The following is a 21,496-nucleotide window of genomic DNA, read 5'->3' on the forward strand; positions in this document are numbered from 1 at the left end:
GCCCTAGAATGAGTAGAACTATCGGGTAGCAATGGAGACCCGCAAGAAAATCTGGTATAATGAACTGATTGGATTAATTTTTGGAGGTTGTGATGTTACTGGAATTGATAAAAGCTGTCTTGTATGGGATTGTCGAAGGGATTACAGAGTGGTTGCCAATATCTTCGACGGGACACTTGATTCTTTTAGAAGAGTGGGTCAAGTTCCGTTCGGCGACGCCAGACTTTATGGAAATGTTCAATGTCGTGATTCAGCTGGGAGCCATTTTAGCTGTCATGGTCATCCGTTTTGATCAACTCAACCCTTTTAAGCCGTCTAAAACAGCGACTCAGGTCCGTTTGACCTGGCAGTTGTGGGCCAAGGTGGTCATCGCCTGTTTGCCTGCTTTGATCATTGGTCTGCCTTTGGATGACTGGTTGGATGCGCATTTTCACAATGTTCCTGTCGTGGCGACGACCTTGATCTTATACGGTCTGGTCTTCATTTGGATAGAACGCTACCGTAAGATGGAGCCTAGGGTAACTAGTGTGGCCAAGATGTCCTACCAGACAGCGCTTATGATCGGTTTCTTTCAAGTTTTGGCCCTCGTTCCAGGGACTAGCCGTTCGGGAGCGACCATTATCGGCGGAATGCTGATGGGAACGAGTCGTCCTGTTGCGACAGAATTTACCTTCTATTTGGGCATTCCTGTCATGTTTGGGGCCAGTCTTCTCAAGGTGGCCAAGTTCCTGTTGTCGGGGACGGCCCTAACTGTAAGTCAATTGGCTGTGCTTGTGGTTGCGATGTTGGTCGCTTTTGGCGTTTCTATCCTTGCCATTCGCTTCTTGACCGATTATGTTAAACGCCATGATTTTACCTTGTTTGGAAAATACCGGATTGTACTGGGGGTCTTTCTCTTAGCCTACTCTGGTATCAAGTTCATCTTGTAAAGACAGCTGCTGGGAACGTGTTGGTTGACTAAAGAGCCGTTTGACAAGTCCTTTAAGCTTTGTTAAAATAATCTCAGCTATATATTGGAGGTAAAGGGGACATGAACAACTAAAAAAACAATCAACGATAAGACCTTATCAAGTTTGTTTTTTAGTGTGTCCTTTTTTGAATTCGCCCTATGGGGTTTCTTTGTGCATGCTTTTAGAACTTTCTACTTGATAGGGTAGGAAGTTTTTTGATACAAGGAGGCCTTATGTTACAACTACGAGATATCACCATCACCCACCTCAAGGACTTGCAGACCCTGATAAAAAACCTCAACCTAGTCGTCAACCCTGGCGACAAGCTGGCCATCATTGGTGAGGAAGGGACAGGCAAGTCTACCCTCATCCAAGCCCTGCTTGACCCCGCCAGCATCCGCTCCTACGCCCAGATGGAGGGCCAGGTCATCAACCGCTTTAATCAAGTTGCCTACCTGCCCCAGCAAGCACCTGCTGACCTGCTGGAGAAGACCGTGACCGACTTTATCTATGCGGATTTGGACTACGACCACTTTGATTTCCAGCTCTTCTGGACGACTGCCGCCCGCTTCGGTTTAGATGTGGAAGGTTTTGAGGAAAAAGGGCAGAGCTTATCTAGCCTGTCTGGCGGTGAAAAAATCAAACTCCAACTCCTCAAGTTGCTAGCGACTGACCCAGACCTGCTAATCTTGGACGAACCCAGCGGGGACTTGGATATGGAGACCCTCATCTGGCTGGAAGACTTTATCCGAGAAACGGACAAGACAGTCATCTTTATCTCCCACGACGAAGCACTTCTGTCCAAAGCTGCCACCAGCATCCTCCACCTGGAGCTCCTGCAAAAGCGCAAAGAGCCCCGCTGGACCGTTTACAAGGGTGACTATGACAGCTACAAGACGGACCGCCAGCACCAGTTTGACAAGGACTTACAAATCGCTAATAAACAACGAGAAGACCAGGCCAAACGCTTGACGGAGAATCAACGGATCCAGCAACGGGTTGAACACCAGTTGAGAAACACTAAAAATGATGTTGCAGGTCGTCTCTTGGCCAAGAAAATGAAAAGCCTCCAGTCACAGGAGAAACGGTTTGAACGAGAAAGCAAGGATTTTACGGCCATTCCTCAGGACATGGACCGCATCAACCTCTTCTTCTCTGGTGTTGAGCCCCTGCCAGCTCAAAAAGTCCTGCTGGCCTGGGAGAGCAAGACCTTGCCAACGAGGCAGATTCTCGATCTGACTTTGCGTGGACAAGATCGGCTGGCCATTATTGGTAAAAATGGTATCGGCAAGACCAGGTTGCTCATGGCCATCCGAGAAGACCTACGCCAGCGTGAGGACATCTCCCTGGGCTACATGCCACAAGATTACCATCAGATTTTACCAGAAGACCAGTCTGCCTTGGACTTTCTGACCCAGACCATCTCAGACCAGGAAGCTAGAACGCTGTTAGCCAGCCTCCAATTGACCAGAGAGGAAATCCACCACCCTGCCAGAAAACTTTCTGGTGGTCAAAAAGCCAAACTTTGCCTGGCCAAGATGGTCTTAGACCAAAATAATGTCCTCCTACTAGATGAGCCGACCCGTCACCTGTCACCGACTTCTCAGGAGGAATTTCGGGAAATCTTGCAGACTTACTCAGGCGCAATTGTATTGGTGACCCATGATAGAAGTTTATTAGAGGCCATGGAGTGGAAGCTAATGGACATGACGCAGATGAAAGACTAGAAGGCACGAAAGGTTTGACCTTATCAGATTTCTGGTGTAACACTTTTAGAACTTCTTTCTCTTTGAAAAATCTGGATAAATTAGATATAATAGTAAGACACGCAAGAATGCACGAGGTAGATAATGGAAATCAAACAAATTAGTGAGTCAACCTTAAAAATCACTATCAAAATGGATGATTTAGAAGAACGGGGCATGGAATTGGCTGATTTTTTGATGCCCCAAGAAAAGACAGAAGAATTCTTTTACAGCATTTTAGAAGAACTGGACATGCCTGACCACTTCAGGCAATCAGGCATGCTGTCTTTTAGGGTGACACCCAAGCCTGATAAGCTGGATATCTTTGTGACCAAGTCAGACATTGATCAGGAACTGGATTTCCAAGATTTGGCTGATATGGCTAATGTAGAGGACATCTCGCACCTATCGCCAGATGAATTTTTCAAGACCCTGGAAAAGACCTTAAAGGGCAAGAGCTCTGCTGATGAAAAGGCTGTAGCTGCCTTGGAGTTGTTGGAAAATCAATTAGAAGATCAGGAACCCTCTGCTGCTCCCCTTGGCCGGTATATCTATTTTACCTTGCGCTTTTCAGATCTAGGAGAGGCGGTGTCTTTTGCCAAGGGAGTGGACTATCCTGTGGATACTTCGGAACTCTATAAGTATAATGGGACCTATTACATGACGCTTTTGATTGATCTTTTGGATGAGGAACCGTCCTATGCTGGTTTTATTCACTCTAGGATTTTAGAGCATGCGGAGGATACAGGCTATAGCAGGCCTTACCTTCAGGAGCATGCTTATCAGCTTCTTCAGGTTAATGCCATCGAGCAATTGAAAAAGGTTCACAACGAATGATTCCATTTGCCTTACAATATGTTTTAGTCTTCATTGGGACTTTTTTGATCGCTGTAACGATGACACCGCTGGTTCGCTTTTTATCTTTTAAGATCGGAGCGGTCGATCGGCCCAATGCCAGGCGAATCAATAAGGTGACCATGCCAAGCGCAGGTGGCTTGGCTATCATTATTGCCTTTACGGTTGCTTGCCTGGTTTTTTTGCCCTTAATTATCAAAACGACAGATATTCACGGAAGAGATTATCTGTCCTATGTTTGGCCGGTGGTGGTTAGTAGTCTCATTATCGGGATAACGGGTTTGGTTGATGATATTGTCGAGTTATCTGCCAAAAAGAAATTAATCGGTCAGTTTTTAGCAGCTGGCGTGATATACGGTTTTACTGATTTTCATTTTGATAAGTTTAAGCTCCCTTTTGGAGGGCCCTTTATTGAATTTGACCCTATTCTAACCTTTTTGTTGACTACTATCTGGATTATTGGCATCATGAATGCGGTCAATTTGATGGATGGTCTGGACGGGCTTGTGGCAGGGGTCTCGATTATTTCCTTGACCACCATGGGGATAGTCTCCTACTTTTTCCTGTTTGACAGCAATCTATTTTTGACCATGCTCATTTTTTTGCTGGTTGCAGCGATTTTGGGATTTTTGCCCTATAATTATCACCCGGCCATTATCTATATGGGGGACACAGGGGCTTTGTTTATCGGTTTTTTGATTGCGGTGTTCTCTCTTCAGGGCTTGAAAAATTCAACAGCAGTTGCTGTTGGGACACCGATGTTAATTCTGGGAGTACCGATAACCGATACGCTGATGGCGATTATTCGAAGAAGTTTGTCTAAACAACGGATTTATGAGCCGGATAAGATGCACCTCCATCACCGCCTGCTCTCGTTGGGACTATCCCATCGGGGGACTGTCTTGGTCATCTATGCCATCGCTTTTATTTTTTCCAGCATCTCGCTCTTGTTCAATATTTCTAGCCGAATCGGTGGGATTTTATTGGTCATCGGCCTGGTGTTTGGGGTCTGGCTCCTAGCAGAATTGATTGGGATTTTAGGTGAAAAGCGAACCCCTATTTTAAATCTCTTGCGCTTTATTGGCAATAGTGGTTATCGTGATCAGGTCTTGGCCAAGCGCCGAAGCAAGGGCAAAACCCATCAGAAAAAAAACAAAAGGAAAGCCTAGACAGGCTTTTTCTGCTATAATAAACTAAGCTAGGGAGAGCATGTTCTCGATTGTAAGGGATAGGCTTCTAAACCATAGTTTATAAGAGAAAGGAATCATCATGTCAGTTTTAGAAATCAAAAATCTTCATGTTTCCATTGAAGACAAGGAAATTTTAAAAGGTGTTAATTTGACGCTTAAAACAGGGGAGATTGCGGCCATTATGGGCCCCAACGGAACAGGGAAATCAACCCTTTCTGCCGCCATCATGGGCAACCCTAACTATGAAGTAACTGAAGGAGAAGTCCTCTTTGATGGGGTCAATGTCTTGGAGTTAGAAGTGGACGAGCGTGCCCGTATGGGGCTTTTCCTGGCCATGCAATATCCGTCAGAAATCCCTGGCATTACCAATGCGGAATTTTTACGTGCCGCTATGAATGCTGGTAAAGAAGATGATGAGAAAATCTCTGTTCGTGACTTTATCACCAAGTTGGATGAGAAGATGGAATTGCTCAACATGAAAGAAGAAATGGCTGAGCGCTACCTCAACGAAGGCTTCTCTGGTGGTGAGAAAAAGCGCAATGAAATCCTCCAGCTCCTCATGCTGGAGCCGACCTTTGCCTTACTGGACGAGATTGACTCTGGTCTTGACATCGACGCCCTCAAGGTTGTGTCTAAAGGGATCAATGCCATGCGTGGTGAAGGTTTTGGGGCCATGATTATCACCCACTACCAGCGTCTGCTCAACTATATCACACCTGATGTAGTGCATGTAATGATGGAAGGACGTGTGGTGCTTTCAGGTGGACCTGAGTTGGCCCTGCGTCTTGAAAAAGAAGGTTACGCTAAGATTGCAGATGAGTTGGGTCTCCATTACGAGGAAGAAGTTTAAACCCCTAATCTCAAGGAAGGAAATGGAAGAGGAGGAGACATGACAAGAGAAGTAATTCAAGCTTATTCTGCAGGTCTAGGAGAGCCCTCTTGGCTCACAGACAAACGCTTAGCAGCTTTTGATAAACTGGATCAATTAGATTTACCAGTCATCGAGCGGGTGAAATTTCACCGCTGGAACTTGGGTGATGGCACGATTGCTAGCAACGAAGAACTAGGTGCGGTGCCAGATTTTACCCAGCTTGGGGACAATCCCAAGCTGGTTCAGGTGGGCACGCAGACGGTCTTGGAACAATTGCCGATGGATTTGGTTGAGACTGGCGTGGTCTTTACCGATTTGATGGGGGCTTTGGAGCAGATCCCAGACCTTGTCCAGCAGTATTTGTCCTCGGCGATCCCTGATGATACCCACCGATTAGCGGCATATAACAGTGCTTATTTTAACAGTACGGCGGTGTTATATGTCCCAGATGGTGTCGAGGTTTCAGAGGTCATTGAAGGGATTTATTACCAAGATGGGGCTAGCGCTGTACCTTTTAATAAACGGGTCCTGATTATTGCAGGCAAAAACAGTAAGTTCACCTACCAGGAGCGGTTTGAAACTTTGAATGCCTCTGATATACCGGTGACAGCCAATATTGCGGTTGAAGTCATTGCTCTGGCAGGCAGTCAGGTCAAGTTTGCAGCCATTGACCGTTTGGGCAACCAAGTGACCACCTACATGAGCCGTCGCGGTCGCCTGGCTAATGACGCGACCATCGATTGGGCCCTAGGCGTGATGAATGAAGGCGATGTCATTGCAGATTTTGACAGTGATTTAGTCGGTAACGGCAGTCACTCTGATCTCAAGGTGGTTGGCCTGTCTTCTGGACGCCAAGTGCAAGGGATTGATACCCGTGTCACTAACCACGGGAATCATTCGATTGGCCACATCCTCCAGCATGGGGTAATCTTAGAGCGAGGGACCTTGACCTTTAACGGCATCGGCCACATCTTGCGCGGTGCCAAAGGGGCGGATGCCCAGCAGGAGAGCCGTGTTCTGATGCTGTCTGACAAGGCCAGATCCGATGCTAATCCTATTTTATTGATTGATGAAAATGATGTCACGGCAGGCCATGCGGCCTCAATTGGCCAGGTGGATCCGGAAGACATGTACTACCTGATGAGCCGTGGCTTGGACCGTGCGACAGCGGAACGTTTAGTTGTCCGTGGTTTCCTCGGTGCTGTTATCACCGAAATTCCTGTCAAGTCGGTGCGTGAGGAGATGATAGCGGTCCTAGAAGAAAAATTACAAGCGAGATAAGCAGATGCTAGATGATTTGAAGTCTTTCCGCCAAGATTTTCCAATTTTGGACCAGCTGGTCAATGATGAACCCTTGGTTTATTTGGACAATGCGGCGACCACCCAAAAGCCCAAGCAAGTCCTCGAAGCGGTTCAGGCTTACTACCAGAAGGACAATGCCAATGTCCACCGGGGTGTCCACACCTTGGCAGAACGGGCGACCCAAGCCTACGAAGGGGCCAGGGAAACGGTCAGGAGCTTTATCAATGCGGCTTCTTTAAAAGAAATCGTCTTTACCCGAGGAACCACGACCAGCCTCAATTGGATTGCATCCTACGCAGGCCAGTGGTTATCGCCTGGAGATGAAGTTTTGATTTCCATCATGGAACACCATGCCAATCTCATTCCCTGGCAGGAAGTGTGCCGGTCTGCAGGAGCGACCTTACGCTATGTTTACCTCAAGGATGGGCAGCTAGACATGGATGGGTTCCAAGCTGCTTTGACGGAAAGGACTAAATTAGTCGCCCTGACGCACATCTCCAATGTCCTAGGCGCCATCAACCCGATTAAGACCATTGCCCGACTCGCTCATGCCAAAGGGGCCTTGGTTGCGGTAGATGCGGCCCAGTCGATCGCCCATTTGCCTGTTGATGTGCAAGACTTGGATGTAGACTTTTTGGCATTTTCGGGACACAAGCTCTATGGGCCGACCGGTATCGGCGTTATCTACGGCAAGGAAAGTCATTTGAAACAGCTGACTCCTGTTGAATTTGGTGGTGAGATGATCGCTACGGTAACTGAGCAATCGGCTACTTGGAAGGAATTACCTTGGAAGCTCGAGGCTGGGACTCCCAATATGGCAGGGGCAATCGGACTAGGAGCTGCTATTGATTACATTAGTCGGATTGGCCTATCTAAAATAGCAGCGCATGAAGCAGAACTGATGGCTTACACCCTGCCCAAGCTAGCTGCTATTGACGGCGTGACGATCTATGGTCCAAAAGCCCCAGAAGACCGTGCGGGGGTTATTGCCTTCAACTTAGACGGCTTGCACCCTCACGATGTGGCAACAGCCCTGGATTACGAAGGGGTGGCTGTGCGAGCGGGGCATCATTGTGCTCAGCCTTTGTTGACCTATTTGGATGTTCCGACAACGGTAAGAGCCAGCTTTGCCCTCTATACGACCAAGGAAGATTGCGACCGCCTGATTGATGCGGTGATCAAGACAAAGGAGTTTTTCCATGGCACTCTCTAAGCTAGACAGTCTTTATATGGCAGTGGTGGCAGAGCATTCGCGTTCACCCCATCATAAGGGCCGCTTGACCGATGCAGAAGTCTTAGAACTTCACAACCCTACCTGCGGAGATATGATCCAACTCTCAGTCAAGATTGAAGGAGATATGATCCGAGCGATCGCCTTTGATGGGCATGGCTGTAGCATTTCAACTGCCTCAGCCTCCATGATGACCGATCTTGTTGTAAACGAGAGCGTGAGTCACGCTCTCGACATGGCAGAGCTTTTTTCCGAGATGGTACAGGGACAGAATGACCCTAGGCAAAAAGAGCTGGGAGATGCCGCCTTCTTAGCAGGTGTTGCCAAATTCCCCCAGCGAATCAAGTGTGCCACCCTGGCCTGGAATGCCCTCAAAGAGGTCGTGGCCCGTCATCAAGCATCTGAATAAGAGTGATGATCAACTAAGAAAATGAAAGGAAGCGTATGTCTGAAAACGAAAAAGTAGAACCGACACCGATTGACCTCGGTGAGTACAAATACGGGTTTCACGATGATGTAGAGCCTATTGTCTCGACAGGGAAGGGCTTGTCCGAAGAAGTTATCCGTGAAATGTCCAGGATCAAGGGGGAGCCTGAGTGGATGCTGGACTTCCGTTTGAAATCTTATGAAGCGTTTAAAAAGATGGACTTGGAAACTTGGGGTGCAGACCTCTCTCAAATCGATTTTGATGAGATTATCTACTACCAAAAACCATCTGATAAGCCAGCCCGTTCTTGGGATGAGGTTCCTGAAAAAATCAAGGAAACCTTTGAACGGATTGGGATTCCTGAGGCTGAGAGAGCCTATTTGGCGGGTGCCTCAGCCCAGTATGAGTCAGAGGTGGTTTACCACAATATGAAAGAAGAGTTTGAAAAGTTAGGTATCATTTTTACCGACACTGACTCTGCTTTGAAAGAATATCCAGACCTCTTCAAGCAATACTTTGCTAAGTTGGTACCGCCAACAGATAATAAGTTGGCAGCGCTCAATTCGGCTGTTTGGTCTGGTGGAACCTTCATTTACGTGCCCAAAGGGGTCAAGTGTGACATTCCTCTCCAGACCTATTTCCGGATCAACAACGAAGGAACAGGTCAGTTTGAACGCACCCTGATTATCGTTGATGAAGGGGCTAGTGTCCACTATGTTGAGGGCTGTACGGCTCCGACCTATTCGACAGCTAGTCTCCATGCGGCCATTGTTGAAATTTTTGCCTTGGATGGTGCTTACATGCGCTATACCACTATCCAAAACTGGTCGGACAATGTCTATAACCTGGTGACCAAACGAGCGCGTGCCCTGCGTGACGCTACTGTTGAATGGATCGATGGAAACTTAGGCGCCCATACGACCATGAAGTACCCGTCGGTTTACCTGGATGGCGAAGGGGCGCGTGGAACCATGTTGTCTATCGCCTTTGCCAATACTGGTCAAAATCAGGACACAGGGGCCAAGATGATCCACAATGCGCCTCATACCAGCTCCTCCATTGTTTCTAAGTCTATTGCAAAAGGTGGCGGTGCGGTTAACTATCGTGGCCAAGTAACCTTTAATCGCAATTCCAAGAAATCCATCAGCCACATCGAGTGTGACACCATCTTGATGGATGACATTTCCAGATCAGATACCATCCCTTTCAATGAAATTCATAACTCACAGGTTGCCCTTGAGCATGAGGCCAAGGTCTCTAAGATTTCAGAAGAGCAACTCTACTATCTTATGAGTCGTGGTTTGTCCGAAGGTGAGGCGACTGAGATGATTGTCATGGGCTTTGTCGAGCCGTTTACGAAAGAACTTCCGATGGAATATGCTGTTGAGCTCAATCGCTTGATTGCCTATGAAATGGAAGGATCTGTAGGATAAGAAAAAACTGAAACGTGATTCATTTGGAATCCTGTTTCAGTTTTTTTATATTTAACTAACGGTGCAGGCTTGATTGTTTTTTTGTGGAGCGATTTGGAGCTTATGCTCATAGCTCTTGTCAATTCGCTTGGATGAATTCCAGTTCTATCATCAGTTTCCTTTCCTAAGCGAGATTGATTGTCTTTGAGTATTAAAGCTCCTCGTTGACCCATTTGACAAAGTTATTCCACCAGACCTTGAAGAAGATGGCGCGTTTGACTTCTTCCTTAGCGACCATGGTCATTGTCGGTGGTTTATCCAGGTAGCCGTCGTCGTCGAAGCTTATCTGGCCCACAGGTTGCCCTTGTTTTATAGGAGCTTCAGGCGTTTCTTTGGCTGCTTTGAAGGTCAGGCTCAGGTTGGGCTCTCCCATTTTTTGGACAACATTGAAGTCGGCTTTGGTTACGGCTGTGGCATGGCTTTTGTTGCCATTGAAAACAGCAGTTTTGCTTCCCTCGTAGGCCTTGCCCTCTGGGAGAATGGTCCAGAAGTAGTAGGAGTCTTTGATATGATTGAGCAGTTGATTGGTTGCCACAAAGCGTGCCGAAGGATCTTCTTCCCCTCCATGAGCGCCTAGTAGTACAGTAATAACGCGCATACCACTTTCAGTGCTGGATGCGACCAGGGATGACCCCGATTTTTCAGAGGTCCCTGTCATCAGCCCGTCCACACTAGGTCGAGAATACATGGCCCCTCTCAAGAGCAAGTTCCAGGTGAAGATGGTTGTGTAAGACCAATTGGCAGATAAGAGTGAAGTCGTCTCAGTCACTTGGGGATAATCCTGGAGAAGTTTGCGAGCAATGATAGCCAGAGAACGAGCACTCATCGTGTTTTCATCCTCTTCCTTGCTGTCAGGATAACGATGGTCTCCTAGATAGCGATTGCTGATGCCGGTAGCGTTAACTAACTTAGCATCATCAATGCCCCATTCCTTGACCTTGGCAGACATGGCATCAACAAAGCGAGGCTCGGTACCGGAGATGTGCTCAGCAAGCGCAACAGCTGCACCGTTAGCAGAAGAAATCAAAACGGCATCCAAAAGCTCTTTGACGGTATAGAGTCTAGCGTCCAAAGGGACATTGGCAATTTCGGTATTTAGCGAAAGCTCATAAGCATAATTAGAGACGGCAACAGGATCAGATAAGGTGATTTTACCGTTTTCGATAGCCTCGTAGACCATGTAGGCAGTCAATAGTTTGGAAGTTGATGCAGTTCCTGTAACAGTTTCACTCTCTTTTTCATATAAAATTTTTCCGGTTGTTGCCTCAACGACCATGACATGGTTAGCAGCAACGTCGAAGCTTTCTTGTTCTTGGGCCTTGAGCGGATGTGAATGGCTGATAAAGCAGAGCATAAGGATTGTAGCTAAACGCCATTTAAGCAATGATAATTTCATGTCTAATAACCTCATAGTTCCTATTATAGCACAAAAGAGACAGACGAGCGTTTAGAAGATAAATGAATATATTGTATTCTTTGTGACTAAAAAAACATGTTCTAACATTTATAAAATAAAAAAAATCAGAAAATTTAGTTGACAAAGGAAAGGGCTGATGATATAATAAAATCTATAAGGATTTAGGGATAAATCCCGAACAAAAAGGAGATTGTTATATGAAAGCGAAAAAATGGTTGGCCCTGGCAGGGGTGACGCTTCTATCAACTGCTGTTTTAGCGGCTTGTAGTGGTAATAATAATGCATCGGGTGGCGGTTCAGTAGATGCAGACGCGCCGACAACTTACTCTTATGTCTACGCTTCTGATCCAGAAACCTTAGACTACCTTTACGATAACCATACGACAAGTTCAGACATTATCACAAACTTGGTAGATGGTCTTTTGGAAAATGACCAGTATGGCAACTTGATTCCATCATTAGCAGAAGACTGGAAAGTTTCTGAAGATGGTTTGACCTACACCTATACCCTTCGTGAAGGGATTAAGTGGTATACAGCCGACGGTGAAGAGTATGCAGACGTCACTGCTCAGGACTTTGTGACAGGTCTTAAGCATGCAGCAGACAAACAATCTTTAGCCCTTTACATCGTTCAAGACTCTATCAAAGGCTTGGATGCCTATGTCAAAGGGGAAACAAAAGACTTTAGCACAGTAGGTATCAAAGCACTTGATGACCGTACGGTTCAATACACCCTCAATAAACCAGAAACTTTCTGGAACTCTAAAACAACGATGGGGATCCTCTTCCCAGTTAATGAAGAGTTCTTGACCGCTCAAGGCGACAAGTTCGGGACGCCGACAGACCCATCAACGCTTCTATATAACGGTGCATACTTCCTGACTGCCATCACCTCTAAATCTTCCATCGAATATACTAAGAACGAAAATTACTGGGACGCTGACAATGTTCACATCAAGGATGTCAAATTGACTTACTTTGATGGATCAGATCCAGAAAGCCTAATTAAGGGCTTGACCGACGGTGCCTATACAATGGCACGTGTGTATCCTAATAGCTCAAGTTATGCAAGTGTTAAGGAACAGTATGGTGATAATATCGTTTATTCACAACAGGGCACATCAAGCTACTACGCTATGTTGAATATGGGGCGGACCAAGTATGATCATACCTCTAAGACGAGCGATGATGAGAAGAAATCGACAGCTGCTGCTCTTCAAAACAAGGACTTCCGTCAAGCGATTTCCTTTGCCTTTGATAGAGAAACCTACAACGCACAAAGTAAAGGTGTTGATGGCGCAGCCTATTCACTCCGTACCATGATTGTTCCAGCTGATTTTGTAACGGCTGGGGAAAATAACTTTGCAGACTTGGTTGAGAAGGAAATCGTCACTTACGGTAAAGAATGGGAAGGCGTCCAGTTAGATGACGGTCAAGACGGTATTTTCAACGTAGATAAGGCTAAGGAAGAATTTGCCAAGGCCAAGGAAGCTCTTGAAAAAGAGGGTGTAAGCTTCCCGATCCGTCTGGATGTGCCAATTGATCAGGCAAATGAAATTGGTGTGCAACAGGCCCAATCCTTCAAGAAGTCTATCGAAGATGCCCTTGGTGCTGATAATGTCCAAATTGATATCCAAATGTTGGATGAGGATGGCTACTACGCTGCGACCTACTATGCAGCTAACGCTTCTCAAGCGGACTATGATATCTCCCTTGCTTCAGGTTGGGGACCAGACTTCCAAGACCCATCAACTTACCTAGATATCTTCAATACCTCCAAAGAAGGAAGCATGACCTACACTATCGGTATTGATGGTGGTTCTGACAGTGAAGTTGCGAAAAAAGTTGGCTTCGACGATTACATCAAACTCTTGGACGAAGCTTCTGCCGAGACATCTGATACTGCCAAACGCTATGAGAAGTATGCTAAGGCTCAAGCTTGGTTGACGGATGAAGCTGTTGTGATTCCTTACACTTCAAATGGGGCACTTCCATCTGTTCGCTATACGGTGCCATTCTCATCAGCTAATGCAACAGTTGGTGCCAAGGACGGCGTAGGCTTCAAGTACTTGAAACTTCAGTCTGAATTGGTGACTCAAGAGCAGTATGACAAAGCGCTTGAGACTTGGAAGAAAGAAAAAGAAGCATCTAATGCCAAGGCTGAAAAAGCTTTAGCAGACCATGTAGAATAATTTCAGTCCAGTTTATCATTTTAGAGTGTTCTTCGGCTTAGTTCGGAGAACACTTTTTGTGAAAAGAGAAACCTTAACAAAACATTCAGAAAATTTCTTACTCAGATGGTTTACATTCTAAAAAAAATTTGATATAATCTACCTTATCAGCTAACTTGCTGTAGTTAGTGAATTAAAGGAGATTATCATGCAAAAAAGAAAAATGTTCGCGCTTGCAGGTGTGACTTTGCTTGCAGCAGGTGTATTGGCAGCGTGTGGTGGTGGTAATTCATCATCAAGCGGTTCATCTTCTGCTCCATCAACCTATTCATATGTTTATTCGACTGATCCGGATACTTTGAATTATCTTTTAGCCAACAAAGCGGCAACATCAGATATCACTTCTAACTTGATTGATGGTTTGCTTGAAAATGATCAATACGGCAACTTGATTCCGTCTCTTGCGGAGGACTGGAAAGTCTCTGAGGATGGCTTGACCTACACTTATACCCTTCGTGAAGATGCCAAGTGGTTTACGGCTGATGGCGAAGAGTACGCGCCAGTAACTGCTCAGGACTTCGTCACTGGTTTGAAATATGCTGCTGACAAGGAGTCAGAGGGGCTTTACATCGTCCAAGACTCTATTAAAGGCTTGGATGCTTACCTAAAAGGCGAAAACAAAGATTTTGCATCTGTTGGTATTAAGGCACTCGATGACAAGACGGTTCAATACACGCTTAAGCAACCAGAACCATTCTGGAACTCTAAGACAACGATGAACATCTTGTTCCCAGTTAACGAAGAGTTCTTAACAACGCAAGGAGATGCGTTTGGTACAGCTACTGACCCGTCTACGATTCTTTATAACGGACCGTATCTGTTGAGCGCCTTGACAGCGAAGTCTTCAATTGAATTTACAAAGAACGAAAATTATTGGGATGCTGGTAATGTGTTTATTGACACCATCAAATTGTCCTTCTTTGATGGCTCTGATTCAGACTCCCTCTTCAAAAACTTTGACAGTGGCGACTATACCCAAGCACGTGTTTTCCCTAATTCGTCTCTTTACTCTACAGTAAAAGAAAAGTATGGCGACAATATTATCTATAGCCCACAAGGTTCAACAACCTACTACGGCTTGTTTAATACCGATCGTCAAAATTATGACAACACCTCAAAAACGACGGATGAAGAAAAAGCAGCTACTAAAGCAGCTATCTTGAACAAAGATTTCCGTCAAGCCATTACCTTTGCTTTTGACCGTGAAGGGTATAACGCTCAATCTGTCGGTGAAGATGCAGCGCTTAAAGGGGTTCGTACGTCATTGGTACCATCTGCTTTTGTAACAGCTGGTGGTGAGAACTTTGGCGATATCGTTGAAAAAGAATTGGTTAGCTACGGAACAGAATGGGCGGATGTTCAATTAGATGATGCCCAAGATGGCTTGTATAATGTTGAGAAGGCTAAGGCAGAGTTTGCGAAGGCTAAGAAAGAATTGGAAGCTCAAGGCGTGAAGTTCCCGATTCGTTTGGATATCCCTGTAGATCAAGCGTTTGAAGTTGGTGTAGCGCGTGCCCAGTCCTTTAAACAATCTATCGAATCTGCTTTGGGTTCGGATAATGTTGTGGTAGACTTGCAAATGATGGATGAAGATGCTTATAATAATGCAGCTTACTTTGCGACTAACGCGTCTCAGTTGAATTATGACCTTTCTCTGGCAACTGGCTGGGGACCAGACTTCCTAGACCCATCTACTTACCTTGATATCTTTAACACAGCTCTGGATGGCTCTCACTCTTACGTGATTGGTATTGATGGTGGTTCAGACAGTGCTGCTGCGAAGACTATTGGATTTGAGACCTATGATAAGTTATTGGACGATGCAGCAAAAGAAACAACAGATGTTGTAGCGCGTTACCAAGGCTATGCCAAAGCACAAGCATGGTTGGTTGATGCTTCAGTCGTTATTCCATACTCTTCTAACGGAGCCCTGCCATCTGTTCGTAAGACGGTACCATTTACAGGTGCTTACGCTCAAGTAGGGAACAAGGGTGCTGCGACTTACAAGTATCTCAAGTTACAAGAAGATACAGTTAAAACAGCAGATTATGAAAAGGCTTATGAAGCTTGGTTGAAGGAAAAAGCTGAATCTAACGCTAAGGCGGAAGAAGCATTAGCGGATCACGTAGAATAAAATTGATTTCAGGAGAACTTTCTCTAACCCTTTAGAGAAAGTTCTTTTGGAATTTGGAGGACACCTAATGAAAAAGTACATTTTTAGCCGTATTTTGCGCTCCTTGGTGTCTATCTTCTTGGTAACCACTTTAATCTATACCATCGTTTATACTTTGGTACCAAGAAGACAGATTTTCAAGAATGACACAAACTACACAAAAATGACCAAAACCCCGGACACAAAGGCGGAGTATGAAAACACCATCTTTGAGCGTATGGGCTACATTGATTACTACACAACGAAGGAGCTTCAAGACAAGGCCAGTAGCTTTGATAGTAGCGTGACGGTTGAAGGAACGGAAGCTAACAAAGCGATTTATGAAGCTTATTTGAAACAGTTGGGCAATGGCTGGAAATTGCACCAATTTCAAGAATCTGGTCAATTTTATGCAACCCGAGAAGTGCCTATTTTCCAACGGGTCTTTGAGTTTTATACTAACTTGATTGAAATAGATCATCCTTGGAAGGTGAAAGACGCCAGCAATAAGGACCTTAAACGCGGTCTTTCCATCGAAAATGACCCTTCAGTTGGTTGGTCTGTTGTAGGTTCAGGAACCAAGCATAAGTATCTCTTATACTTTAACGGCAAGTTTCCATTTATCCATCAGAATTTTATTAATCTCAATCTAGGAACATCCTATCCAACCTACCAAAACACGCCTGTTTTGCAGGTCATTACCCAAGGGCAAGGACGTAAAAAAATGTCTGAAGTGACCTTCCCTAGCGGTCAAACGAAGAATTCGTCTGTGGATATCTATAGCCGTACTTATCGCTCTCCTGACAAGGCTGATTCTCAAACGGTTGCAAACTTTGGGGCAGGCGATGCCTACACGGTGACTGTGAACAACTACACGGATCCGTCTATGATTGTCAGCTCGGCTATTATCGGAATTATCGGGGTCATTATCGGTTATGCGATTGGTATGCCCCTTGCTATTCTCATGTCACGGTATAAAGGGCGTCGTTTCGATAGTATCTCAACAGCGGCACTAACCTTCTTGATGTCTCTGCCATCTGTGGCCTTGGCTTACATTGTGCGGACGGCCGGTTCAGCAGTAGGGTTGCCGAATGCCTTCCCTATTTTAGGAGCTCAGGATCCTAAGTCTTATGTCTTACCAGCACTTATTTTGGGGATTCTCAGTGTGCCTGGTCTAACGGTTTGGGTGCGTCGCTATTTGATTGACCAACATTCAAGCGATTATGTGCGCTTTGCTCGTGCCAAAGGCTTGTCTGAGAAGGAAATTTCCTACAAGCATATCTTTAAAAATGCCATGGTGCCAATTGTTGCCTCTGTGCCAAGTTCTATTGTTGGGGTCATTGTTGGTGCAACCTTGACGGAATCTCTCTTTGCCTTCCCAGGTATGGGTAAGATGATGATTGACTCTGTTCGAGCTTCTAACAGTGCCATGGTTGTTGGTTTGACATTCATTTTTAGTTCTCTCTTTATCTTTGCTGCTATGGCAGGGGATATCTTGATGACTGTCATCGATCCACGTATTAATTTGTCTGTTAAGAAAGGAGGTAAATAATGTCAACGATTGATAAAAGTAGATTTGAATTTGTTAAACGGGATGATTTTGCCTCTGAAACGATTGATACCCCGACCTATTCTTATTGGAGCTCTGTTTTTAGACAATTTTTCAAGAAAAAATCCACTATTTTTATGTTGGGACTTTTGTTGGTCATTGTCTTGATGAGTGCCATTTATCCATTTTTCTCTGATTATGATTTCAATGATGTAAGTAACATCAACAATTTTTCAGCACGTTATAACTGGCCTAATGCGCAATATTGGTTTGGTACAGACGCCAATGCCCATTCTCTGTTTGATGCGGTTTGGTTCGGTGCGAGAAACTCTATTTTGATTGCTGTTATTGCAACAGTGATCAATATGGTTATCGGTGTTATTGTCGGTGGTATTTGGGGCGTTTCCAAGTCTTTCGACCGCATCATGATGGAAGTCTACAACGTTATTTCAAACATTCCGTCGCTTTTGATCGTTATTGTCTTGACCTATGCTATCGGCTCAGGTTTCTGGAATTTGATTTTTGCCATGACAGTGACGAGCTGGATCGGAACGGCCTTTGGAATTCGTGTTCAGATCATGCGCTACCGTGATTTGGAATATAACTTGGCTAGTCAAACTCTAGGTACGCCAACCTATAAAATTATCGCTAAAAACCTTCTGCCACAGTTGGTTTCTGTAATCGTGACCTCTGTTTCGCAAATGTTGCCTGGATTCATTAACTATGAGGCTTTCCTATCTTATTTCGGTTTGGGTTTGCCAGCAACGGTTCCTAGTTTAGGGCGTTTGATTTCCAAATACGCTCAAAACGTGACAACCAATGCTTATCTTTTCTGGATTCCGTTGACAGTGTTGATTTTAGTATCGCTCTCGCTCTTTATCGTTGGTCAAAACCTTGCCGATGCCAGCGATCCACGTACCCACAGATAAGGAGGCTTTATGACCAAAAATAATGTAATCTTAAGCGCCAAAGATGTGGTTGTGGAATTTGAAGTCCGTGATCGTGTCTTAACAGCAATCCGAAACGTCTCTCTTGACTTAATAGAAGGCGAAGTTTTAGCAATCGTGGGAGAATCAGGTTCTGGGAAGTCGGTTTTGACCCGCGCCTTCACAGGAATGTTGGAAACCAACGGCCGTGTGGCTAATGGTAGTATTGACTATCGTGGTCAAGAGTTGACCGAACTTAAAACGAATCAAGATTGGGAAAAAATCCGCGGTAGAAAAATCGCAACCATCTTCCAAGACCCAATGACCAGTTTGAACCCAATCGTGACCATTGGAAAGCAGATCGTTGAAGTAATCGTTAAGCACCAAGGAAAAACCAAGGAAGAAGCGAAATCTTTAGCGATCGATTATATGGAAAAAGTTGGCATTCCAGACGCAGCAAGACGTTTCAACGAATACCCATTCCAATACTCAGGTGGTATGCGCCAACGGATCGTTATCGCAATCGCTCTGGCTTGCCGTCCAGATATTCTGATTTGTGATGAGCCGACGACTGCTTTGGATGTGACTATCCAAGCGCAAATTATTGACTTGTTGAAGAGTTTGCAGGAAGAGTATCACTTTACAACTATCTTCATCACCCATGATTTGGGTGTGGTAGCGGCCATCGCAGACAAGGTGGCGGTTATGTATGCTGGTGAAGTGATCGAGTACGGAACGGTTGAAGAAGTCTTCTACGATGCCCGCCATCCCTACACATGGAGCTTGCTGTCTAGCTTGCCGCAGTTGGCAGACGAGTCTGGAAACCTCTTTTCTATTCCAGGAACACCGCCATCTCTTTACACGCCATTGAAGGGTGATGCTTTTGCCTTGCGTTCAGACTATGCTATGAAGATTGACTTTGAAGAACATCCGCCTGCATTCCATGTGTCAGATACTCATTGGGCTAAGACATGGCTCTTGCATCCAGATGCACCGAAGGTTGACAAGCCAGAAGCTATCCAAAATCTTCACGAAAAAATCAAGCAGAAGATGCTAGCAGCAAAATAGGAGGAAGGAAATGACTGAAAAATTAGTTGAAATTAAAGATTTAGAAATTTCCTTCGGTGAAGGGAAGAAGAAATTTGTTGCTGTTAAAAATGCCAATTTCTTTATCAATAAGGGAGAGACCTTCTCGTTAGTTGGTGAATCTGGTTCCGGGAAAACAACAATTGGCCGTGCCATTATCGGCTTAAATCCTACCAGCTCAGGTGAGATTGTCTACGATGGAAAAACCATTAGTGGCAAATTGTCTTCGGAAGAACGTAAAAATGTCATCCGCAAAATCCAAATGATTTTTCAAGACCCAGCTGCCAGTCTGAACGATCGGGCGACGGTTGATTACATCATCTCAGAAGGTTTGCATAACTTCAAACTCTATGCGAATGAAGAAGAACGCCGTCAAAAGGTTAGAGATATCATCACTGAAGTAGGGCTTTTGGAAGAACATTTGACACGTTACCCACATGAATTTTCAGGTGGCCAACGTCAGCGGATTGGGATTGCACGTGCCCTTGTCATGCAACCAGAGTTGGTTATCGCTGATGAGCCGATTTCGGCCTTGGACGTATCTGTTCGTGCCCAGGTATTAAACCTTTTGAAGAAACTTCAAAAAGAGTTTGGCTTGACGTATTTGTTCATCGCTCACGACCTTTCTGTTGTGCGTTTTATCTCAGATCGTATTGCCGTTATCTATAAGGGAGTGATTGTAGAGGTTGCTGAAACGGAAGAATTGTTCCGTAATCCTATTCATCCTTATACCCGATCACTGCTGTCTGCTGTTCCGATCCCGGATCCGCTCTTAGAGCGCCAAAAAGAGTTGGTTGTCTATGATCCGGACCAGCATGATTATAACGAATCTAAACCATATATGGCTGAACTCAAACCTGGTCACTTTGTCTGGGGGAATGACTCAGAGATTGCAACTTATAAAAAAGAAATTTTATAACAGATATGAAGCTAATCCACTTGGAAAATTCCGAGTGGTTTTTTCGGCTTTTGATGGCCTGTAATGAACTGAAGGTCAGTCTGAAAGCCATATTTCTTTCGTAATTACAAACTTAGCTGATTACATTCTTAAAAAGTTCTAGTAAAAGGTGGGTTTAGCTTCATAAAAATGATGCTTCTCCAGTTGAAGCTGTCTTAAAAATATAGGAAAGAGAATCAATTTCATACTGTTGGGAGTCCCTATGCTACTTGACACTTGCTTCGATGTAAATGCCTCTTTAACCGTTCATGCTTAAAAACCGACCTTTTATGAAAAAGAAATCAAGTGATTTGGTAAATCGAATATAATTTGTTTATCACAAATATTAAGGAGGAAGTGATGCGATTTGAAACGATTTATGCCAAGGTAACAGGGATTGTCCACAAGACTCGTAAGGATTACTATATTCAGCTCTGGGACCAGTCGGACTGGGATCAGGAGGGGATGTTTGTGCTATCGCGCCTTTTGGTGGAGTGTCCAGGTATTGAGGAACGCGAAGGGGAACTCTATCGCTACTTCAAGACCAAGTTTCGTAACTATGTCCTTGATATGGTCCGTAAACAAGAGAGTCATAAGCGCCGGATTAATCGCCAGGCCTATGAAGAGGTCGGGGCTATCGCCCATAAACTTCACGTGCGGGAGATGGCCATGGACGAACGGTTGATTCTTCGGGACATGCTGGCTAGTTATCGGTCTCGGTTGCCTAAAGCAATGAAAGAAAACTATGATAAGTTGCTTGGAGGCGAGAGCTTCAAAGGACGTAAGCAGATGTTGCGGGAACTCAAGGATTACTTGAAGGATTTTAAAGGCTAAGTCGTAGCCATTTAGTAAGGATCAGAGAGTGATTTTTCGCTCTCTCTTCTTATTTGATTTGAAAGGTTTCACCGGAGGCGTAATCGGCCTGTTCCAAAAACCTCGGAAAAAGTCTTGACAAATTATAAATGAGATGATAGACTAGTGAAGTTGTCTCAGATGGATTAGTCAAGGCGAAAAAAGATTAAAAAAAGTTGATTAAAAGTGTTGACAAGAATCTGGAGAGGTGATATACTAAGATAGTTGTCTCGCAAGGAGGCGATGAAGACCATTGAAAATTAAAGAAGACGAACCAAACGTGCAGGGTGAAGTTATGAAGAT

The 21,496-nt window shown here is 45.0% G+C and carries 17 protein-coding genes; 16 read left to right on the top strand and 1 reads right to left on the bottom strand.

The genetic code is table 11. The features are described 5' to 3' along the window. Window positions 1–89: 89 nt before the first annotated feature. From ABID29_RS04380 to sufB, 9 genes are all read left to right on the top strand, one after another. On the top strand, window positions 90–929 hold the full coding sequence (locus ABID29_RS04380; protein WP_354364650.1) for an undecaprenyl-diphosphate phosphatase: 840 nt from the start codon (window positions 90–92) through the stop codon (window positions 927–929). 254 nt (window positions 930–1,183) lie between these two features. After that, window positions 1,184–2,677 carry an ATP-binding cassette domain-containing protein gene (locus tag ABID29_RS04385; protein WP_354364651.1) on the top strand — a complete coding sequence of 498 codons (1,494 nt, stop codon included), beginning with the start codon at window positions 1,184–1,186 and terminating at the stop codon, window positions 2,675–2,677. A gap of 123 nt (window positions 2,678–2,800) precedes the next feature. Beyond that, window positions 2,801–3,532, top strand: coding sequence for an adaptor protein MecA (mecA, locus tag ABID29_RS04390; RefSeq protein ID WP_354364653.1), 732 nt, complete (start codon window positions 2,801–2,803; stop codon window positions 3,530–3,532). Further along, window positions 3,529–4,719, top strand: coding sequence for a glycosyltransferase family 4 protein (locus tag ABID29_RS04395; protein ID WP_354364655.1), 1,191 nt, complete (start codon window positions 3,529–3,531; stop codon window positions 4,717–4,719). Before mecA ends, ABID29_RS04395 begins: the two co-directional genes overlap by 4 nt. A 100-nt stretch (window positions 4,720–4,819) precedes the next feature. Further along, window positions 4,820–5,590, top strand: coding sequence for a Fe-S cluster assembly ATPase SufC (gene sufC, locus ABID29_RS04400; RefSeq protein WP_354364656.1), 771 nt, complete (start codon window positions 4,820–4,822; stop codon window positions 5,588–5,590). Window positions 5,591–5,629: 39 nt separating this feature from the next. Continuing rightward, window positions 5,630–6,892 carry a Fe-S cluster assembly protein SufD gene (gene sufD, locus ABID29_RS04405; RefSeq protein ID WP_354364658.1) on the top strand — a complete coding sequence of 421 codons (1,263 nt, stop codon included), beginning with the start codon at window positions 5,630–5,632 and terminating at the stop codon, window positions 6,890–6,892. Between the two features lie 4 nt (window positions 6,893–6,896). Next, the gene (locus tag ABID29_RS04410; protein ID WP_354364660.1) at window positions 6,897–8,126 is read left to right on the top strand and encodes a cysteine desulfurase; all 1,230 of its coding nucleotides are present in this window, start codon (window positions 6,897–6,899) and stop codon (window positions 8,124–8,126) included. Further along, window positions 8,113–8,553, top strand: a complete 441-nt coding sequence (sufU, locus tag ABID29_RS04415) for a Fe-S cluster assembly sulfur transfer protein SufU (protein WP_354364661.1) — start codon at window positions 8,113–8,115, stop codon at window positions 8,551–8,553. Before ABID29_RS04410 ends, sufU begins: the two co-directional genes overlap by 14 nt. A 35-nt stretch (window positions 8,554–8,588) precedes the next feature. Next, the gene (sufB, locus tag ABID29_RS04420) at window positions 8,589–10,004 is read left to right on the top strand and encodes a Fe-S cluster assembly protein SufB (RefSeq protein ID WP_354364662.1); all 1,416 of its coding nucleotides are present in this window, start codon (window positions 8,589–8,591) and stop codon (window positions 10,002–10,004) included. 190 nt (window positions 10,005–10,194) lie between these two features. Here the strand turns inward: sufB and pbp3 are convergent, their stop codons facing one another. Beyond that, complete coding sequence (pbp3, locus tag ABID29_RS04425) at window positions 10,195–11,439, bottom strand: D-alanyl-D-alanine carboxypeptidase PBP3 (RefSeq protein ID WP_354364663.1); 1,245 nt, start codon at window positions 11,437–11,439, stop codon at window positions 10,195–10,197. Between the two features lie 218 nt (window positions 11,440–11,657). Here pbp3 and ABID29_RS04430 point away from each other — a divergent pair, with 218 nt between their 5' ends. The 7 genes from ABID29_RS04430 (at window position 11,658) to ABID29_RS04460 (ending at window position 21,175) form a co-directional block, all read left to right on the top strand. Next, window positions 11,658–13,652: a peptide ABC transporter substrate-binding protein gene (locus tag ABID29_RS04430; RefSeq protein WP_354364664.1), complete on the top strand. Its 1,995-nt coding sequence runs from the start codon at window positions 11,658–11,660 to the stop codon at window positions 13,650–13,652. Window positions 13,653–13,839: 187 nt separating this feature from the next. Beyond that, window positions 13,840–15,825: a peptide ABC transporter substrate-binding protein gene (locus ABID29_RS04435; protein ID WP_354364666.1), complete on the top strand. Its 1,986-nt coding sequence runs from the start codon at window positions 13,840–13,842 to the stop codon at window positions 15,823–15,825. A gap of 67 nt (window positions 15,826–15,892) precedes the next feature. Then, entirely contained in the window at window positions 15,893–17,395 is a 1,503-nt protein-coding gene (locus tag ABID29_RS04440; RefSeq protein WP_354364668.1) for an ABC transporter permease, read from the top strand. Beyond that, entirely contained in the window at window positions 17,395–18,321 is a 927-nt protein-coding gene (oppC, locus tag ABID29_RS04445) for an oligopeptide ABC transporter permease OppC (RefSeq protein ID WP_354364670.1), read from the top strand. The genes ABID29_RS04440 and oppC overlap by 1 nt, the downstream gene beginning before the upstream one ends. 9 nt (window positions 18,322–18,330) lie before the next feature. Then, complete coding sequence (locus tag ABID29_RS04450) at window positions 18,331–19,386, top strand: ABC transporter ATP-binding protein (RefSeq protein WP_354364672.1); 1,056 nt, start codon at window positions 18,331–18,333, stop codon at window positions 19,384–19,386. Window positions 19,387–19,396: 10 nt separating this feature from the next. Further along, window positions 19,397–20,323, top strand: a complete 927-nt coding sequence (locus ABID29_RS04455; protein WP_354364674.1) for an ATP-binding cassette domain-containing protein — start codon at window positions 19,397–19,399, stop codon at window positions 20,321–20,323. A gap of 378 nt (window positions 20,324–20,701) precedes the next feature. Then, the gene (locus ABID29_RS04460; protein ID WP_354364676.1) at window positions 20,702–21,175 is read left to right on the top strand and encodes a sigma-70 family RNA polymerase sigma factor; all 474 of its coding nucleotides are present in this window, start codon (window positions 20,702–20,704) and stop codon (window positions 21,173–21,175) included. Window positions 21,176–21,496 lie beyond the last annotated feature (321 nt).

This window comes from Streptococcus rupicaprae (genome assembly GCF_040545225.1).
Taxonomy (GTDB): Bacteria; Bacillota; Bacilli; order Lactobacillales; family Streptococcaceae; genus Streptococcus; species Streptococcus rupicaprae.